Below are 16,059 nucleotides of genomic sequence, written 5' to 3'. Positions count from 1 at the left end.
CGCCCGCGGCCCGGAGGTACGACGACGGCGCCGACCCCGCCTGGGGGCCGGCGCCGCGGCGGCTCAGAAGTCGAACAGGTCCTCGAGCCAGGACTCCTTCTTCTTGCGCTTGCGGTAGCGCGGGTCGTCGCTGCGGTACTGGTCGGAGCCGCGGTAGCGGTCGTCCCCGCGGTACTCGTCACGGCGACGGTCGTCACCCCGGTAGTCGTCGCGGCGACGGTCGTCGGCGTACCCGTAGGGCGCCGGCTGCGGCGGGACCGGGAGCTGCTGCGTCGGCGGGTACTGCACGGGCGGCGGTGTCGCGGCGCGGGGCGCACCGTGCGGCGCGGCGGCCGCGGCGGGGCCACCGGCCTCGGCGGCGATCTCGGCCTCGAGGCTGCGGTCGATGATCTTGTCGAGCTCACCCCGGTCGAGCCACACGCCGCGGCACGTGGGGCAGTAGTCGATCTCCACGCCCTTGCGGTCGGACATCACGAGCACGGTCTGGTCGAGAGGGCACAGCATGACGGGTCTCCTTCGTCGGGTCGAACGCTCAACGGTCGGCGCGCGGCGGTGGTTCCCGCGCGCCCGGACAGGCCGCGCGGCGGGGCCGTGCCACAGGGTACGACGGGCGGGTCAGACCTCGAAGAGGTAGCCCATGCCCGGCTGGGTGATGATGTGCCGCGGGTTCGCGGGGTCGTCCTCGAGCTTTCGCCGCAGCTGCGCGGTGTACACGCGCAGGTAGTTGGTCTCGGCCGAGTACGCGGGCCCCCACACGTCGTGCAGGAGCTGGAGCCGCCCGACCATGCGGCCCCGGTGGCGCACCAGGACCTCGAGCAGCGACCACTCGGTCGGGCTGAGGCGCACCTCCTGCCCGCCGCGCAGCACGCGGCGCCGGGCCAGGTCGATCCGCAGGTCGCCCGCCTCCACGACGGGCTCGGACGCCTCGGCCGGCTGGGCGCGGCGCACCGCGGCCCGCAGCCGCGCGAGCAGCTCGTTCATCGCGAACGGCTTCGTCACGTAGTCGTCCGCGCCCGCGTCGAGCGCGTCGACCTTGTCGTCGCCGAGCTGGCGGGCCGAGAGCACCACGATGGGCACGGCGCTCCAGCCGCGGACCCCCTCGATGACCTCGAGGCCCGAGAGGTCCGGCAGGCCCAGGTCGAGCAGGATCACGTCGGGGCGGGCGCTCGCTGCCGCGTCGAGCGCCTCGGCACCGGTCGTGGCCACGGTCACGTCCCACCCGTGCGCGCGCAGGTTGATGGCGAGGGCGCGCACGAGCCCGGCGTCGTCGTCGACGACCAGCACCCTGTTGCCGTCGACGCTCATCCGCGCACCTCGCCCTTCTCGTCGTCCGTCATGCCCGCCGTGCCTGCCGGGCCACCGCTGTCAGTGCTCACGGCGTCATCCTCCCGTGCGTCGCGCGGCACGGTGACCACCATGGTCAGTCCGCCGCCCGGCGTGTCCTCGGGCGTGATGGTCGCGCCCACGGCCCGCGCGAGCCCGTCCGCGACGGCCAGGCCCAGTCCCAGCCCCTCGCCGGTCGTGTCGCCGAGACGCTGGAAGGGCTCGAACATGCGGACCTTGGACTCGTCGGACAGGCCACGACCCGTGTCGACGATGCGCAGCTCGATCTCGCGCGGGCCGGCCGACGCCGTGATCCGTACGGGCTCGCCGGGTGGGCTGTGCCGCACGGCGTTCGACGTGAGGTTCGCGACCGCACGCTCGAGCAGCCCGGGGTCGGTGCGCACGAGGGGCAGGTCGTCGGGCACGTCGAGACGGACGGCGCCCGGCCCGTAGGGCTCGACCGCGAGAGGCACGACCTCGTCGACCGACGCCGCGCGCAGGACAGGCCGCACGCTGCCCGTCTGGAGCCGGGAGAGGTCCAGCAGGTTGTCGATGAGCTTCTCGAGCCGCCCCGTCGAGTCCTGGATGGTCCGGGTCAGGGTCTCGGTGTCCTCGGCGTCGAGGTCGACGTCCGGGGAGGCCAGCCCGTCGACCGCCGTGCGGATCGAGGCGAGCGGGGTACGAAGGTCGTGCGAGACGGCCGCGAGCAGCGCGGTGCGGGTCGCGTCGGCCTCCTCGAGGACGGCGGCCTGGGCGGCCTGCTCACGCAGCCGCCGGTACTCCAGGACGAGCCCTGCCTGGGCAGCGAAGGCCTCGAGGACCTGCCGGTCGCTCGCGGGCAGCGCCCGCCCCCACAGTGACAGCCGGTGCGAGTCGTCGACGCGCAGCTCTGTCCGCTCGGCGTCGTCCAGGTGCCCGACGGCGGAGCGCGCCCCGGTGCGCCCGTCACCGTCGGCGGCCGGCGCGTCGCCCGCGGCGCGGCCCGTGGTCGCGACCGTCCGCCAGGGGCTGCGCTCCCCCGCACGCGACTCGAGCTCGACCCGTGACAGGCCGAACGTCTCGGCGAGCCGCGTGACGATCGCCTGCGCGGTGTCCTCGCCCGAGAGGACGGACCGCGAGAGCGCGGCGAGGGTCGAGGCCTCGGCCCTCGCCCGGTACGCCTGCACGGTCCGCCGGGCCGCGAGGTCCACGACCGAGGCGACGGCGGCCGCGACGAGCACGAACACCAGGAGCGCCAGGAGGTTCTCCGGGTCCTGGACCGTGAGGAACCCCGTCGGGGGTGTGAAGAACCAGTTGAGGCACAGGAACGACACGACGGCCGCGGCGACGGCGGGCCAGAGCCCGCCCACGAGCGCCACGCCCACCGACCCGGCGAGGAACAGCATGAGCTCGGTCGAGAGCGACACGTCGTCGCGCAGCAGCCAGAAGACCCCGGTGAGGGCGGCGGGGACGACGAAGGCCAGGGCCCACCCGGCGGCCCTGCGCCGCCGGGACAGCGCCGACCAGCGCCCCCGCAGGAGCCTGCCCGTGCGGGCCTTCTCGTGCGTCACGAGGTGGACGTCGATCGTCCCGGCGAGGCGCGCGATCTCCGTGCTGGACGAGCCCAGCAGCGCCTCGCGCCAGCGCGAGTGCCGAGAGACGCCCACGACGATCATGGTCGCGTTGACGCCTTGCGCGAAGTCGACGACGGCCGACGCGACGTCCTCCCCCACGACCGTGTGGAACGTCCCGCCGAGCGACTCGACGAGCTCACGCGACGCCGCGATGGCCGCCGGCGGGGCGCTGGGCAGCCCGTCGGTCGCGAGCACGTGCACCGCGACGAGCTCGGAGCCCGCGGCACGCTGGGCGATGCGGGCCCCTCGCCGCAGCAACGTCTCGCCCTCAGGACCGCCCGTCACGGCGACCACGATGCGCTCGCGCGCGGGCCACGTACCGACGATCGCGTGGTCGGCCCGGTAACGGGTCAGGGCGTCGTCGACGCGGTCGGCGAGCCACAGGAGCGCGAGCTCGCGCAGGGCCGTGAGGTTGCCCGTGCGGAAGTACGACGAGAGGGAGGCGTCGATCTGCTCGGCGCGGTACACGTTGCCGTGCGCGAGACGGCGGCGCAGCGCCTGGGGCGAGAGGTCGACGAGCTGGATCTGGTCGGCGTCGCGCACGACCTGGTCGGGCACGGTCTCGCGCTGGCGCACGCCCGTGATGGCCTCGACGTCTCCCGTGAGCGACTCGAGGTGCTGCACGTTGACCGTGGTCACCACGTCGATGCCCGCGGCCAGGAGGTCCTGCACGTCCTGCCAGCGCTTGCGGTGCCGCGAGCCGGGCGCGTTGGTGTGCGCGAGCTCGTCGACCAGCGCCACCTGGGGCGCGCGGGCGATCACGGCGTCCACGTCGAGCTCGGTCAGCTCGACGTCGCGGTGGCTCACGACGCGACGCGGCACCACCTCGAGGTCCCCGATCTGCGTGATCGTCGCCGACCGCCCGTGGGTCTCGACGAGCCCCACGACCACGTCCGTGCCGCGTGCTCGCCGCCGCTGCGCCTCGCCGAGCATCGCGTACGTCTTGCCCACGCCCGGGGCCGCCCCGAGGTACACGGTGAGCAGCCCGGGGCGGCGAGCGGCGCCGTCGGGCCGCTGGATGCTCTCTGCCGGGGACGCGCCCGGGTCCGGGCGCCCCTCCTGGGGGCTCCCGGACCCTGCGGCCTCCTGACCGCCGCGCGTCTCAGGCACGGGGCACCCGCGCCGTCCGGTCCACGGCGGAGGGCCTCGCGCTCGTCGTCATGGGTTCATCTTCTCCGAGTTCTCGAGCGCGAGGTTGAGCTCGAGCACGTTGACACGCGGTTCGCCCAGGACCCCGAGGTCCCGGCCCGCGGTGTGCTGTGCCACGAGGTCCGCGACCACGGCCTCGTCGACGCCCCTCGCCTCGGCCACGCGCTCGACCTGCAGCGCCGCGTACGCGGGGCTGATCTGCGGGTCGAGGCCCGACGCCGAGGCCGTGAGCGCGTCGGCCGGCAGCGACGCGGGGTCCACGCCGTTGAGGTCCGCGAGCGCCGCGCGGCGCTCGTCGATCGAGGCGACGAGCTCCGGGTTGAGCGGCCCGAGGTTGGTGCCCGCCGAGGCGAGCGTGTCGTACCCGTCGCCCGCGGCCGAGGGTCGCCCGTGGAACCAGCGCTCGGCGTCGTCGGCCGCCGCGAAGTCCTGCCCGATCAGCGCGGACCCGACGACGGGGGCCCCCTCCGCACCGGTGTCGGTGATCGACGTGGCGTGCGTGCCGTCGCTGCGCACGAGCGAGCCGTTCGCCTGCCACGGCAGGGCGAGCTGCCCGACGCCCCACACCGCGAGCGGGTACGCCACGCCGAGGAGCAGCGTGAGGACGATCAGGACGCGCAGGCCCGCGAGCGTCTGCCGGAACAGCGAGGCGGCACCGGCCGAGGCCGAGGGGCGTGCGAGGGGGGCGGGGCGTCCGGGGACGCCCGCAGGGGTCGAGAGAGTTCCAGGCATGTCAGCCAATCCCGGGGATGAGGGAGATCACGAGGTCGATGAGCTTGATCCCGACGAACGGGGCCACGAGGCCGCCCACGCCGTAGACCAGGAGGTTGCGGCGCAGCATCGCCGACGCCGACGACGGCCGGTACCGCACGCCCTTGAGCGAGAGCGGGATGAGCACCAGGATGATGAGCGCGTTGAACACCACGGCCGACAGGATGGCCGACTCGGGGCTCGACAGGCGCATGACGTTGAGCACCGCGAGCTGCGGGAACACGACCATGAACATCGCGGGCAGGATCGCGAAGTACTTCGCGATGTCGTTCGCGATCGAGAAGGTCGTCAGGGCCCCGCGCGTGATGAGGAGCTGCTTGCCGATCTCGACGATCTCGATGAGCTTGGTCGGGTCGGAGTCGAGGTCCACCATGTTGCCCGCCTCCTTGGCGGCGGTGGTCCCGGTGTTCATCGCGACGCCCACGTCGGCCTGCGCCAGTGCGGGGGCGTCGTTGGTGCCGTCGCCCGCCATGGCGACGAGCCGCCCCCCGGCCTGCTCGCGCCGGATGAGCGCGAGCTTGTCCTCGGGCGTCGCCTCGGCCAGGACGTCGTCGACGCCCGCCTCGGCGGCGATGGCCCGCGCGGTCACGGCGTTGTCGCCCGTGACCATGACGGTGCGGATGCCCATGGCGCGCAGCTCGTCGAACCGTTCGCGCATGCCGGCCTTGACGACGTCCTTGAGGTGGACGACGCCCAGCACGCGCGCGGGTCCCTCGCCGACCTGCTCGGCCACGACGAGCGGCGTACCGCCCGAGGAGCTCACGGCGTCGACGTGGGCCGCGAGCTGTTCGGCAACCCCGTCACCGGGCCCGCCGCTCGCGGCCCCGGTCGAGTGCACCCAGCGCTGGACCGCGCTGCCGGCACCCTTGCGGATGCGGCGCACGCGCCCGTCGGGCAGCGCCAGGTCGATCCCGCTCATGCGCGTCTGCGCGGTGAAGGGCACCATCTCGGCGCCGGCGATGGCCTCCGGCTGGTCGACGTGCGCGGCACCCAGCCCGAACCGCTCGCGCACGAGCACCACGATGCTCTTGCCCTCGGGCGTCTCGTCCGCGAGCGAGGAGAGCCGGGCAGCCTCGGCGAGCTGCGCCGTCGTGACACCGCCGACCGTCAGGAGGTCGGCCGCCTGACGGTTGCCGTACGTGATGGTGCCGGTCTTGTCGAGCAGCAGGACGTCGACGTCGCCCGCGGCCTCGACCGCACGTCCCGACATCGCGAGCACGTTGCGCTGGACGAGCCGGTCCATGCCCGCGATGCCGATCGCGGACAGCAGCGCCCCGATGGTCGTGGGGATGAGGCACACGAGCAGGGAGATCAGGACGATCATCGACTGCTTGGACCCCGAGTACACCGCGAACGGCTGGAGCGTCACGACGGCCAGCAGGAAGATGATCGTGAGCGAGGTCAGCAGGATGTTGAGCGCGATCTCGTTGGGCGTGCGCTGGCGCTCCGACCCCTCGACGAGCGCGATCATGCGATCGACGAACGTGTGACCCGCGGGGGCCGTGATCCGCACGACGATCGTGTCGGACAGGACGACGGTCCCGCCCGTGACCGCCGACCGGTCGCCGCCCGACTCGCGGATCACGGGGGCGGACTCGCCCGTGATCGCGGACTCGTCGACCGACGCGACACCCTCGATCACGTCGCCGTCACCGGGGACGATCTCGCCCGCCCGGACGACCACCACGTCCCCGACGCCCAGCGTCGAGGAGGGGACCTCCGCCGTCGGGAGGGCAGCGAGGCCCGTGCCAGACGCCAGGGTGTCGGACGGAGCCATGACGCGCCGCGCGGTCGTCTGCTGCTGGGTCGCGCGCAGGCTCGACGCCTGCGCCTTGCCGCGGCTCTCCGCGATCGACTCGGCGAGCGTCGCGAACAGCACGGTCGCCCACAGCCACACCGCGATGGCCCACGCGAACACGCTGGGCTCGAACGCGGCCAGCAGCGTCGTGGCCACGGCCCCGAGCTCGACGACGAACAGCACGGGCGACGTGTACAGCTCGCGCGGGTCGAGCTTGCGGAACGCCCCGGGCAGCGCGGCCCGGACCTGCGGCCACGAGAGCGACGCCCCCCGCCCGGGCCCGGCCTTGCGGCCGCCAGAGCTGCCAGCCGAGCCAGCAGACGCCGACGAACCAGCCTCACCATCACTGACAGCACCTGCTGGGCCCCCGGCGACAGGAAGCAACACTGCGTCGGACACCCCAGCAGGCGCGTCCCCGCGGGGGGTGAGACGGGTCGTGGCGGGTCTGGCGGAGGACCGAGGAACGAGGTCCTCTGGAAGACCCGTCCCACCCCCCGCGGGGACACGCCCCGAGGGAGCGACAGAGCGAGAAGAACGATTCATGAGAGCGACTCCACGATGGGACCGAGCGACAGCACGGGGACGAAGGTGAGCCCGACGACGACCAGGGCGACGGTCCCCAGGACGCCCACGAAGAGCGGCTGGTGCGTCGGGAGGGTGCCCGCGGTGGCGGGGACCGTCTTCTGGGAGGCGAAGCGTCCGGCGAGGGCCAGGACGAGGGCCATGGGGATGAAGCGGCCGGCGAGCATCGCGATGCCGAGGGCCGTGTTGTAGAAGGGCGTGCCGGACGTGAGGCCGCCGAACGCCGAACCGTTGTTGTTGGCCGCCGACGTGAACGCGTACAGGACCTCGGAGAGCCCGTGCGGGCCCGCCTCCTGGATGCCTGCCTGTCCGGCGGGCAGCGCGATCGCGAGGGCCGTGCCGACGAGCACGAGGAACGGGACGGTGAGGATGTAGAGCGCGACGAGCGTGATCTCCTGGCGGCCGATCTTCTTGCCGAGGTACTCGGGCGTGCGCCCGACCATGAGCCCCGAGACGAAGACCGCGACGATCGCGAGCATGAGCATCCCGTACAGGCCCGAGCCCACGCCGCCCGGCGCGATCTCGCCGAGCATCATGGTGAACATCGTGACGCCGCCGCCCGGGGCGGTCAGGGAGTCGTGCATCGCGTTGACCGCGCCGGTCGAGGTGCCCGTGGTGGACGCGGCGAACAGGGCGCTCGCGGCGAGGCCGAAACGGGTCTCCTTGCCCTCCATCGCCCCGCCCGCGGCGAGGGGCGCGGCTCCGGGCCCGGCCATCTCGGCCCACGTGATGAGTGCGACGGCGACGAACCACAGCGCGCCCATGGCCCCGAGGATCGCCCAGCCCTGGCGCTTGTCGCCGACCATGAGGCCGAACGTGCGGGGCAGCGTGAAGGGGATGACGAGGATGAGGAAGATCTCGAAGAGGTTGGAGAAGGGGCTGGGGTTCTCGAGGGGGTGCGCCGAGTTGGCGTTGAAGAACCCGCCGCCGTTGGTGCCGAGCTCCTTGATGACCTCCTGCGACGCGACGGGGCCGCCGAGCACGTGCTGCGTGCCGCCCGCGACCGTGTCGATCGCGGTGTGCGCGTCGAAGTTCTGGATGACACCGGTGGCGAGCAGCACGAGCGCGCCGACGAACGCCATGGGCAGCAGGATGCGCACGCACGTGCGGGTCAGGTCGGACCAGAAGTTGCCGACGCGCCCGTCGGTGCCGGAGCGCATGAAGCCGCGGATCAGGGCGACCGCGACCGAGATCCCGACGGCTGCGGACACGAAGTTCTGCACGGCGAGCCCGGCCATCTGGAGCAGGTGTCCTGCGGCGGCCTCGCCCGAGTACCACTGCCAGTTCGTGTTGGCCACGAACGAGACCGCGGTGTTCCAGGCTCCGGCCGGGTCGAACGCCGAGAACCCGAGGTTCATCGGCAGGTGCGCCTGGAGGCGCGCGAGCCCGTACAGGACCACGAGCGAGGCCATCGAGAAGCCGAGGAGCGAGAGCAGGTAGGTGCTCCACCTCTGCTCGGCGTCGGGGTCGACGCGCATGATCCGGTACCCGGCCCGTTCGACCCGCAGGTGCCGGGGCGAGGTGAAGACGCGCGCCATGTAGGCGCCGAGCGGGGCGTGGACCGCGGCGAGCGCGAGGAGCAGCAGGGCGACCTGCCCGACGGCGATCCACACGCTGGGCGTCTGTGTCGCCGACTGCGTGGCCGTCTGGGTCAGGACGGCGGCCTGGGCCGTCACGGTGGTCTGGGTCAGCACGGCCGCGCTCACCGGACCTTGTCGCTGCGGAGCAGGGCGACGAACAGGTAGCCGAGGAGCACCACGACGGTGCCGAGCCCGACCCAGTCGAGGACCGTCATGACGAGGACCCCCCGGAGGAGCCGTGGCGGCGTGCCACGAGGCCGACGGCGGTGAAGAACACCACGGTCAGCAGGATGTAGGCCAGGTCGGCCATCTGAGCTCTGCCTTCGAACGTCGTGCGGCGGGCGGCTGCGGTCGAGGCGGGCGGTTGCCCGGGGTCGACGCGAAGGCGCGATGCCGGTGCGCAGCTCCTGCGCACACCTCAGGTCTAGGGCCTGGGCGGGTGCCGGGAGGTCGGCGTTGACGGGTTCTTGACGGGGCTCGGGCGGGTGTTGACGCAACCCTGACGGCGGCGGGCGCGGGGCGGGTCAGTCGGCGTCGAGGCGCTCGCGCAGCTCCTCGGCGAGGTGCAGGTCGTCGTCGAGCGCTGCGAGGGCGTCCGCGAGCAGGGGCAGCGACTCGGCGCCGGCGAGGAACCGGGCGGCCGCGACGTCGTCGTGCAGCTGGAGCGCGAGGTCAGCCCGCAGGACGAGGGCCCGGAAGCGCAGGCGCTCGGACACGGTCCGGGTCCGCACGCCCTCGGCGTCGAAGGCTCGGTCGAGGACGCGGGCAGCGCCCGTGGGATCGCCCGCTCCGCGCAGGATGCGTGCGTGCTCGACGGCCCGGGCGATGTCGGCCGGCGCGTCGACGGTGCGCCGTGGGAGGCGGCCCAGCGGGACCTCACCACGCTGCACCACGTGTGCCTCCTCGCACTCGTCGGGCCGCGGGGGCTGCCGACGGGCTGTGTCCGATCTGTCCGTCCTCGTCCACCCTAGCCGCGACGTGTGGCCTGCGCGCGGGATGCCGCCCGGCGCGCCGCCAGGAGGTGCGGACCGGGCGCAGGGCGGACGACTGCCGGTCGCAAGCCGTGCCGAGACGCGGCGAACGGGGGTCCGGAACGTCTCTGGACCCCCGTTCGCCGCATCTCGGCGGGCGACTCAGCGCTGGACGCGCGCGCTCCCGCCCGAGGCGAGCTTGCGGACCTCGGCGAGCGACGCCGTCGACGTGTCGCCCGGCGTGGTCATCGCGATGGCACCGTGCGCGGCGCCGTACTCGACGGCCTCCTGGATCGAGCCGAGCTCCATGAGCCCGTACGCGAGGCCCGAGGCGAACGAGTCGCCGCCGCCTACGCGGTCGAGGATCTCGAGGCCCGCGCGGTGCGTGGCCTCGGCGAACCCCTGGACGCGGGACCACGCGATGGCGCCCCAGTCGTTGCGGGTCGCGGAGTGCACGGCGCGCAGCGTCGTGCCGATGACCTGGAAGTTCGGGTAGGCGGCCGCCGCGGTCTCGATCATGGCCCGGAACGCTGCGGTGTCGAGGTCGGTCAGGTTCTCGTCGACGCCCTCGATCTCGAACCCGAGGCTCGCGGTGAAGTCCTCCTCGTTGCCGATCATGACGTCGACGTACTGCGCGAGGTGGCGGTTGACCTCCTGGGCACGCGCCGGGCCGCCGATGCCCTGCCACAGCGACGGCCGGTAGTTGAGGTCGTAGGACACGATCGTGCCGTGCTTGCGCGCGGCCTTCATCGCGGCCTCGGCGACGTCCGCCGACGACTCGGAGAGCGCAGCGAAGATGCCGCCCGTGTGGAGCCAGCGCACGCCGCGCCCGAACAGCTCGTCCCAGTCCACGTCCCCGGGCCGCATCTGCGCGATCGCGGTGTTGCCGCGGTCGCTCACGCCCACGGCGCCGCGCACGCCGAAGCCGCGCTCGGTGAAGTTGAGGCCGTTGCGGACCGTGCGGCCGATCCCGTCGTAGGGCACCCACTGGACGTAGCTCGTGTCGAGGCCGCCCGTGAGCATGAGGTCCTCGACCAGCCGGCCGACCTCGTTGTCCGCGAGCGCCGTGACGATCGCGCCACGCAGGCCGAAGCAGCGGCGCAGGCCGCGCGCGACGTTGTACTCGCCGCCGCCCTCCCAGGCGTCGAACGAGCGCGTGGTCTTGATGCGCCGCTCGCCCGGGTCGAGGCGGAGCATGACCTCGCCGAGGGCGACGACGTCGTAGGTGCAGTCCGCGGCCGGGCGGAGGTCCAGGGGGGCCTGTGTCGTGTCGGTCATGTCAGCTCACTTTCCTGCGGCAGCGGAGGCGGAGGTGGCGGCGGGGGCTGCGGACACCGCAGGCGCCGCGAGCGCGACGGCCTGTGCGGAGCGGCGCGTGACCTCGGCGAAGTCGCCCGCCTCGACGAGGGCCTTCTCGACCATCCACGAGCCGCCCACCGCGAGGACCGAGGGCACCGCGAGGTACTCGGTCGCGTTCGCGGCGCTCACGCCGCCCGTGGGGACGAAGCGCAGCCCGGGGAAAGGCGCGGACAGGGCCTTGATCGCGGGCACACCACCGTTGATCCCGGCGGGGAAGAACTTCACGACGTCGAGCCCCAGGGCGAGGGCGGCCATGATGTCCGACGGCGTCGCGACCCCCGGGAAGATCGGCAGGCCGTGGTGCTGGGCGCGGCGCACGACGTCGGCGCTCAGGCCGGGCGAGACGACGAAGCGGGCGCCGGCGTCGACGGCCTGGTCGACCTGCTCGGCGTTGATGACGGTCCCGGCACCGGTCACGAGCTCGGGGAGCTCGCGCGTGACGGCGGCGATCGCGGCGCGTGCACCGGCGGTGCGGAAGGTGATCTCGGCGATGGGCAGGCCGCCGTCGAGCAGGGCGGCGCCGAGGGCGAGCGCCTGGGCCTCGTCCTCCACGACGACCACGGGGACGACCCGGACCCTGGCGAAGAGCTCGTGGAGGTCGGTCGGGGGCGCTGCGGGTGACATGGGGCCTCGCGTTTCGTTATAGTGAACGGATGTTCTGGAATGCGAAATCACTCTACGCGAACGGCCCCAGCCCGTGGTAGTCCGGCCGCCCGCCGAGACGGACGCTCCCGAGGCCGGGCCCGCACCGGCCACCAGCCCCCTCGGCTCGGTCGACAAGGCGCTGCTCGCGCTCGAGCGCCTCGCGGTCGCCGGACCGCACGGCACCCCGCTGGGCACCCTCGCGACGGACCTCGGCCTGAACAAGACCTCGCTGCACCGCACCCTCGCCGCACTGCGCTACCGCGGCTACGCCGAGCAGGATCCCGCGACGGGCAGCTACCGCCTCGGACCTGCCGCGACCGCGCTCGGGAACGTCTTCCTCGGCGAGGAGCACCTGCCAGCCCTGCTGACCCCGGCGCTCACCGCGGTGTGCGAGGCGTCGGGCGAGCTCATCCACCTGGGCGTGCTGTCCGGGCCGGAGATCGTCTACCTCGACAAGGTCGAGCCCGCGCGAGCCGTCCGCGTGTGGTCCGCGATCGGACGCCGCCGCCCCGCAGCCACCACCGCGCTCGGCCGCGCCCTGCTCGCGTTCCGCGCGACCGACCGGTCCGCGATGGGCTGGTACACCGCCGCGGCGGGCGACGCGAGCCCCGTGACCGACGACGCGCTGTGGGCCACTCTGGGCGCGACCCGTGAGCGCGGCTACGCGACCGAGACCGAGGAGAACGAACCCGGCATCAGCTGCCTCGCGGTCCCCCTCCTGCGCGCCGGGCAGGCCGTCGCGGCACTGTCGGTGACCGCCCCGGCGGACCGCATGGACGCGAGCCGTCACGTCGAGCTCGCCCGGACGATCGACACCGTCGCCCGCCCCCTGCTCCCCGCCTCGCTGAGCCTGCCCGCCGACCTCACGAACCCGGGCCCCTGACCCGGTCGCGCCAGGACGCCGACGGCGGGCGGCGGCGTCGGGCACCGCGCCCCACGACGCGCTCCTGCGTTCGCTGCGCGGCCCCGTGCGGTGTGAGAGAGTTCAGAGCACACGCGATCTGCCCGTCGACCCGGGCACGACGAACGAGGAGCACCGCGGCGATGACCGTACTTGTGGCCTACAACGACTCGCCACAGGGTGAGGCGGCACTGCGAGCCGGAGCCGCCGAGGCGCTCCGCCGAGCACTTCCCCTCGCCGTCTTCGTGCTCACCCCCCTCGAGGGACCTCCGCAGGACGACCCGCCCCTCCCGCCGGACCTCGCCCACCTCCTCGACGCCCTGCCCCCCGGCACCCCGGCCGCGACCGTCACCTACCGCGAGGCCCGCGTGGACCCGCCCGTCGCGATCCTCGACGAGGCCGAGCGCCTCGCCGCGAGCCTCGTCGTGATCGGCTCGCGCAAGCGCTCCCCCGTCGGCAAGTTCCTCCTCGGCAGCACCACCCAGCGCGTCCTGCTCGACGCCCACGCCCCCGTGCTCGTCATCAAGGCCAAGCACTAGCCCACCTCACGCCAGGAGGTCCCCATGGACCCGGTCGTCGCTGGTCTCGTCATCGTCGCCGTCGGCCTGCTCCTGTGCTTCCTGGGCGTCGGGTCGGTCCACCTCGCGGTCATCGCGTCAGGGTTCGGCCTCGGCTGGATGCTCGGCGACCTGTTCGGCGCGAGCCAGTCGACCGCGCTGCTGGTCGGGGTCCTGGGCGCGCTCGTCGCGTGGATCGCGGTCGCGTTCGTGTTCAAGCTCGCGGCGTTCTTCATCGGGATCGTGACCGGCGCCGTGATCGGCGCCAAGCTCTACGGCACGGTCTCGGGCGACTCGGGGAACTGGGTCCTCGCGGCGATCATCGTCATCGCGGTCGCGGCGGCCTGCGGCTTCCTCGCGGACAGGTACCGGCGAAGGGCGCTGCTGTGGCTCACGACGATCGGCGGTGCGGGCATCGTGCTCGGCGGCCTCGCGCGCGTGGCCCCCGACCCCCTGGGATTCCTGCGCGACCCGTCACCGGGCTGGGAGCAGGTCGTGTCGTTCCTCGCGTGGGCCGCGCTGGCGCTCGCCGGCTGGCTCGTCCAGCGACGGCTGTTCGCCAAGCGCCTGGGCATCGACCGCGACGAGCAGCCCTCGAAGCGCTGAGTGCGGAGCAGCTGCTGCCGAGACGGCCTGCTGACGACAAGTACTCCGCACTCAGCGGTCGAGGCCGGGCGGGCTAGCGCACCGCGACCTCGATGAGGTTCTTCCACGGGTCGTCGAACCGCAGCGTCGCGCCGTCGTGACGCATCTGGACCCCGCGCCGGGTCAGCCGGTCGACGAGCGCAGTCACGTCGTCCTCGGAGGGCACCGAGATGGCCACCTGCCCCAGGCCCAGCGTCGAGGCGCGCGGACCGGCCCCCTGGCTGTTCCACGTGTTCATGGCCATGTGGTGGTGGTACCCGCCCGCCGAGACGAACAGCGCGCTGGGCAGCGAGGCCGTGGCCTCGAAGCCCAGCGTGTCGACGTAGAACTCACGGGCCGTGGGGATGTCGCCCACCTGGAGGTGCACGTGGCCCACCACGGCGTCGTCCGGCCCGACGACGTCGGTCGAGAGGGCGCGCTCGAGCGCCTCGTCCGTGAGGTGCTGCTGCATGAACGCGTTGGGGTCGATGTAGAGCGTGTCCATCGCGACCTGGCCGTCCTGCCAGGTCCAGGTCTCGCGCGGGCGGTCGTGGTAGAGCTCGACGCCGTTGCCCTCCGGGTCGGTGAAGTAGAACGCCTCGGACACCAGGTGGTCGCCGCTGCCGACGAACGTGCTGGGCGCGGTGCGCGCGACCGAGGCGACGGCCGCGGCGAGCGCGGGAGCGTCGTCGAACAGCAGGGCCGTGTGGAACAGGCCCGCCTCGCCGCGGCGTGCGCGCGGCAGGTCCTTGCCGCGGCGCAGGACCACGAGCGGCGTCGCGCCGCGTCCGAGGACGACGGTCTCGTCGCGCGAGCCGGTCCCGGCGCCGGGGATCGACGCGAGCAGGGCGTCCGACGGCGTCAGCACGGCCAGGGAGAGCGCGTCGCGGTAGTAGCGGGTCATCAGGTCGAGGTCGGCGACGTGCAGCGTCACGGCGTCCATCGAGGTGTCGGCCGAGAGCAGGTCCTTGGTCGCGAAGCCGGTGGCGTCGGCGCCGGGAAGGCTCGTCGTGCGGTCAGTCATGGTGTCCTCCGTCCAGGGCCGGGTCCCGACCTCTTGGGTCCCAGAATAGTTGATGCTTCAACCAAAAGGAAGCCTGAGGTGTTCCCGGCACCTGCCGGTCGGCGGCGAGTGCCGGTGAGTGCGTGGTTGTGCTGCGACACGCCCGGCATGTCGCAGCACAACCACGCACTCACCGGGAGTCAGTCGTCACGCGGCCGACGTCACGCCCACCGCAGCCCGCAGACCCTCGGCGAGCGGCGTCGTCGGGCGCCCGATGAGCCGCGACAGCTCGTCCGACGTCGCCGCGAGCAGACCGTCACGCGTGTTGCCGTCGAGCGCGACCACGAAGCCTGCGGTCCCCTCGTCGAGGCCCGCGTCGAGCAGGGCCTGGGTGTGCACCTCGGGGGTCACGTCCTGGTAGACGACCTCGCGACCGACGATCTCACCGATGGTCGCCGCGAGGAACGGGTGGTCCCACGCGACGTCGCCCGAGAGCTCGTGGACGCCTCCCTCGAAGGCCGGGTCGGCGTCGGCCGCCGCGAGGACGACGGCCGCTGCCTCGGCGTAGTCCTTGCGGCTCGCCGAGGCGACGAGCCCCTCGCCGACGCTGCCGAGCACCACTCCGGTCTCGCGCGCCTGCTCGACCACTCCGAGGTAGTTCTCGGTGTACCAGCCGTTGCGCAGGATCGTGGCGGGCATCCCCGAGGCCGCGATGATCTCCTCGGTGGCCTTGTGCTCGGGAGCGAGGACCAGCGCAGACGTCGTGGCCCGCGGTGCGCTCGTGTAGACGAGGTGGAGGACACCTGCGGCCTTGGCGGCCTCGACCACGTTGGCGTGCTGCTGGACACGCTGCCCGACCTCGGAGCCGGAGACCAGCAGAAGCACGTCGACCCCGTCGAGCGCCGTCGTCAAGGTCTCGGGGCGCGAGTAGTCGGCCTCGCGGACGACGACGCCGCGCTCGGCGAGGTCGGCGGCCTTGGCCGGGGTGCGGACGGCGGCGACGATCCGCTCGGGGGCAACACCGCGCTCGAGCAGCGAGTCGACGACGAGGTGTCCGAGGTGTCCGGTGGCGGCGGTGACGGCGATCATGGGGGTCCTCCTGAGGGGGTGGTGGGTACCGCGACAGCCTGGCACTAACTTTTCGTCAGTGCAATCTATTCAGCAGTGCGTTCTAAGTCACAGC

15 protein-coding genes are annotated in these 16,059 nt (G+C 73.3%); 3 read left to right on the top strand and 12 right to left on the bottom strand.

Translation table 11 applies throughout. The features are described from left to right. Nucleotides 1-63: 63 nt before the first annotated feature. The 10 genes from JOD48_RS06850 to eda form a co-directional block, all read right to left on the bottom strand. Nucleotides 64-504 carry a TFIIB-type zinc ribbon-containing protein gene (locus JOD48_RS06850; protein WP_191789331.1) on the bottom strand — a complete coding sequence of 147 codons (441 nt, stop codon included), beginning with the start codon at nucleotides 502-504 and terminating at the stop codon, nucleotides 64-66. A gap of 111 nt (nucleotides 505-615) precedes the next feature. Further along, nucleotides 616-1,305, bottom strand: coding sequence for a response regulator (locus tag JOD48_RS06845; protein WP_191789332.1), 690 nt, complete (start codon nucleotides 1,303-1,305; stop codon nucleotides 616-618). Then, nucleotides 1,302-3,956, bottom strand: a complete 2,655-nt coding sequence (locus JOD48_RS06840; protein WP_307824284.1) for a DUF4118 domain-containing protein — start codon at nucleotides 3,954-3,956, stop codon at nucleotides 1,302-1,304. Before JOD48_RS06840 ends, JOD48_RS06845 begins: the two co-directional genes overlap by 4 nt. 138 nt (nucleotides 3,957-4,094) lie before the next feature. Then, nucleotides 4,095-4,817 carry a potassium-transporting ATPase subunit KdpC gene (gene kdpC, locus JOD48_RS06835; RefSeq protein WP_204808210.1) on the bottom strand — a complete coding sequence of 241 codons (723 nt, stop codon included), beginning with the start codon at nucleotides 4,815-4,817 and terminating at the stop codon, nucleotides 4,095-4,097. A gap of 1 nt (nucleotide 4,818) precedes the next feature. Continuing rightward, nucleotides 4,819-7,053, bottom strand: coding sequence for a potassium-transporting ATPase subunit KdpB (gene kdpB / locus JOD48_RS06830; RefSeq protein WP_425564131.1), 2,235 nt, complete (start codon nucleotides 7,051-7,053; stop codon nucleotides 4,819-4,821). Nucleotides 7,054-7,193: 140 nt separating this feature from the next. Beyond that, on the bottom strand, nucleotides 7,194-8,849 hold the full coding sequence (gene kdpA, locus JOD48_RS06825; RefSeq protein WP_307824283.1) for a potassium-transporting ATPase subunit KdpA: 1,656 nt from the start codon (nucleotides 8,847-8,849) through the stop codon (nucleotides 7,194-7,196). A gap of 89 nt (nucleotides 8,850-8,938) precedes the next feature. Then, a complete protein-coding gene (locus JOD48_RS06820) occupies nucleotides 8,939-9,031 on the bottom strand; it encodes a potassium-transporting ATPase subunit F (protein ID WP_129429396.1) in 93 nt (30 codons plus the stop codon). A 309-nt stretch (nucleotides 9,032-9,340) separates the two neighbouring features. Continuing rightward, nucleotides 9,341-9,709 (bottom strand): DUF8817 family protein, encoded by a 369-nt coding sequence (locus tag JOD48_RS06815; protein WP_138825193.1) that lies wholly within the window; start codon nucleotides 9,707-9,709, stop codon nucleotides 9,341-9,343. 240 nt (nucleotides 9,710-9,949) lie between these two features. Continuing rightward, entirely contained in the window at nucleotides 9,950-11,065 is a 1,116-nt protein-coding gene (locus JOD48_RS06810; protein WP_204808208.1) for a sugar kinase, read from the bottom strand. A 6-nt stretch (nucleotides 11,066-11,071) separates the two neighbouring features. Next, on the bottom strand, nucleotides 11,072-11,770 hold the full coding sequence (eda, locus tag JOD48_RS06805; RefSeq protein WP_204808206.1) for a bifunctional 4-hydroxy-2-oxoglutarate aldolase/2-dehydro-3-deoxy-phosphogluconate aldolase: 699 nt from the start codon (nucleotides 11,768-11,770) through the stop codon (nucleotides 11,072-11,074). 73 nt (nucleotides 11,771-11,843) lie between these two features. Between eda and JOD48_RS06800 the strand changes: the two genes are divergently transcribed. From JOD48_RS06800 to JOD48_RS06790, 3 genes are all read left to right on the top strand, one after another. Further along, nucleotides 11,844-12,674, top strand: coding sequence for an IclR family transcriptional regulator (locus JOD48_RS06800; RefSeq protein ID WP_204808204.1), 831 nt, complete (start codon nucleotides 11,844-11,846; stop codon nucleotides 12,672-12,674). 161 nt (nucleotides 12,675-12,835) lie between these two features. Then, the gene (locus tag JOD48_RS06795) at nucleotides 12,836-13,231 is read left to right on the top strand and encodes a universal stress protein (RefSeq protein ID WP_191789338.1); all 396 of its coding nucleotides are present in this window, start codon (nucleotides 12,836-12,838) and stop codon (nucleotides 13,229-13,231) included. A gap of 24 nt (nucleotides 13,232-13,255) precedes the next feature. Further along, the gene (locus tag JOD48_RS06790) at nucleotides 13,256-13,855 is read left to right on the top strand and encodes a DUF4203 domain-containing protein (protein WP_191789339.1); all 600 of its coding nucleotides are present in this window, start codon (nucleotides 13,256-13,258) and stop codon (nucleotides 13,853-13,855) included. Nucleotides 13,856-13,928: 73 nt separating this feature from the next. Here JOD48_RS06790 and JOD48_RS06785 read toward each other — a convergent pair whose 3' ends face one another. After that, a complete protein-coding gene (locus tag JOD48_RS06785) occupies nucleotides 13,929-14,897 on the bottom strand; it encodes a VOC family protein (protein WP_239527343.1) in 969 nt (322 codons plus the stop codon). Between the two features lie 186 nt (nucleotides 14,898-15,083). Then, nucleotides 15,084-15,965, bottom strand: a complete 882-nt coding sequence (locus JOD48_RS06780; RefSeq protein WP_204808202.1) for an SDR family oxidoreductase — start codon at nucleotides 15,963-15,965, stop codon at nucleotides 15,084-15,086. Nucleotides 15,966-16,059: the final 94 nt, after the last annotated feature.

Origin of the sequence: Oerskovia paurometabola (assembly GCF_016907365.1) — a bacterium.
GTDB classification, from domain to species: domain Bacteria; phylum Actinomycetota; class Actinomycetes; order Actinomycetales; family Cellulomonadaceae; genus Oerskovia; species Oerskovia paurometabola.
The sequence above is the reverse complement of the archived record's forward strand: the minus strand, read 5'-3'. Positions and strand labels throughout refer to the sequence as shown.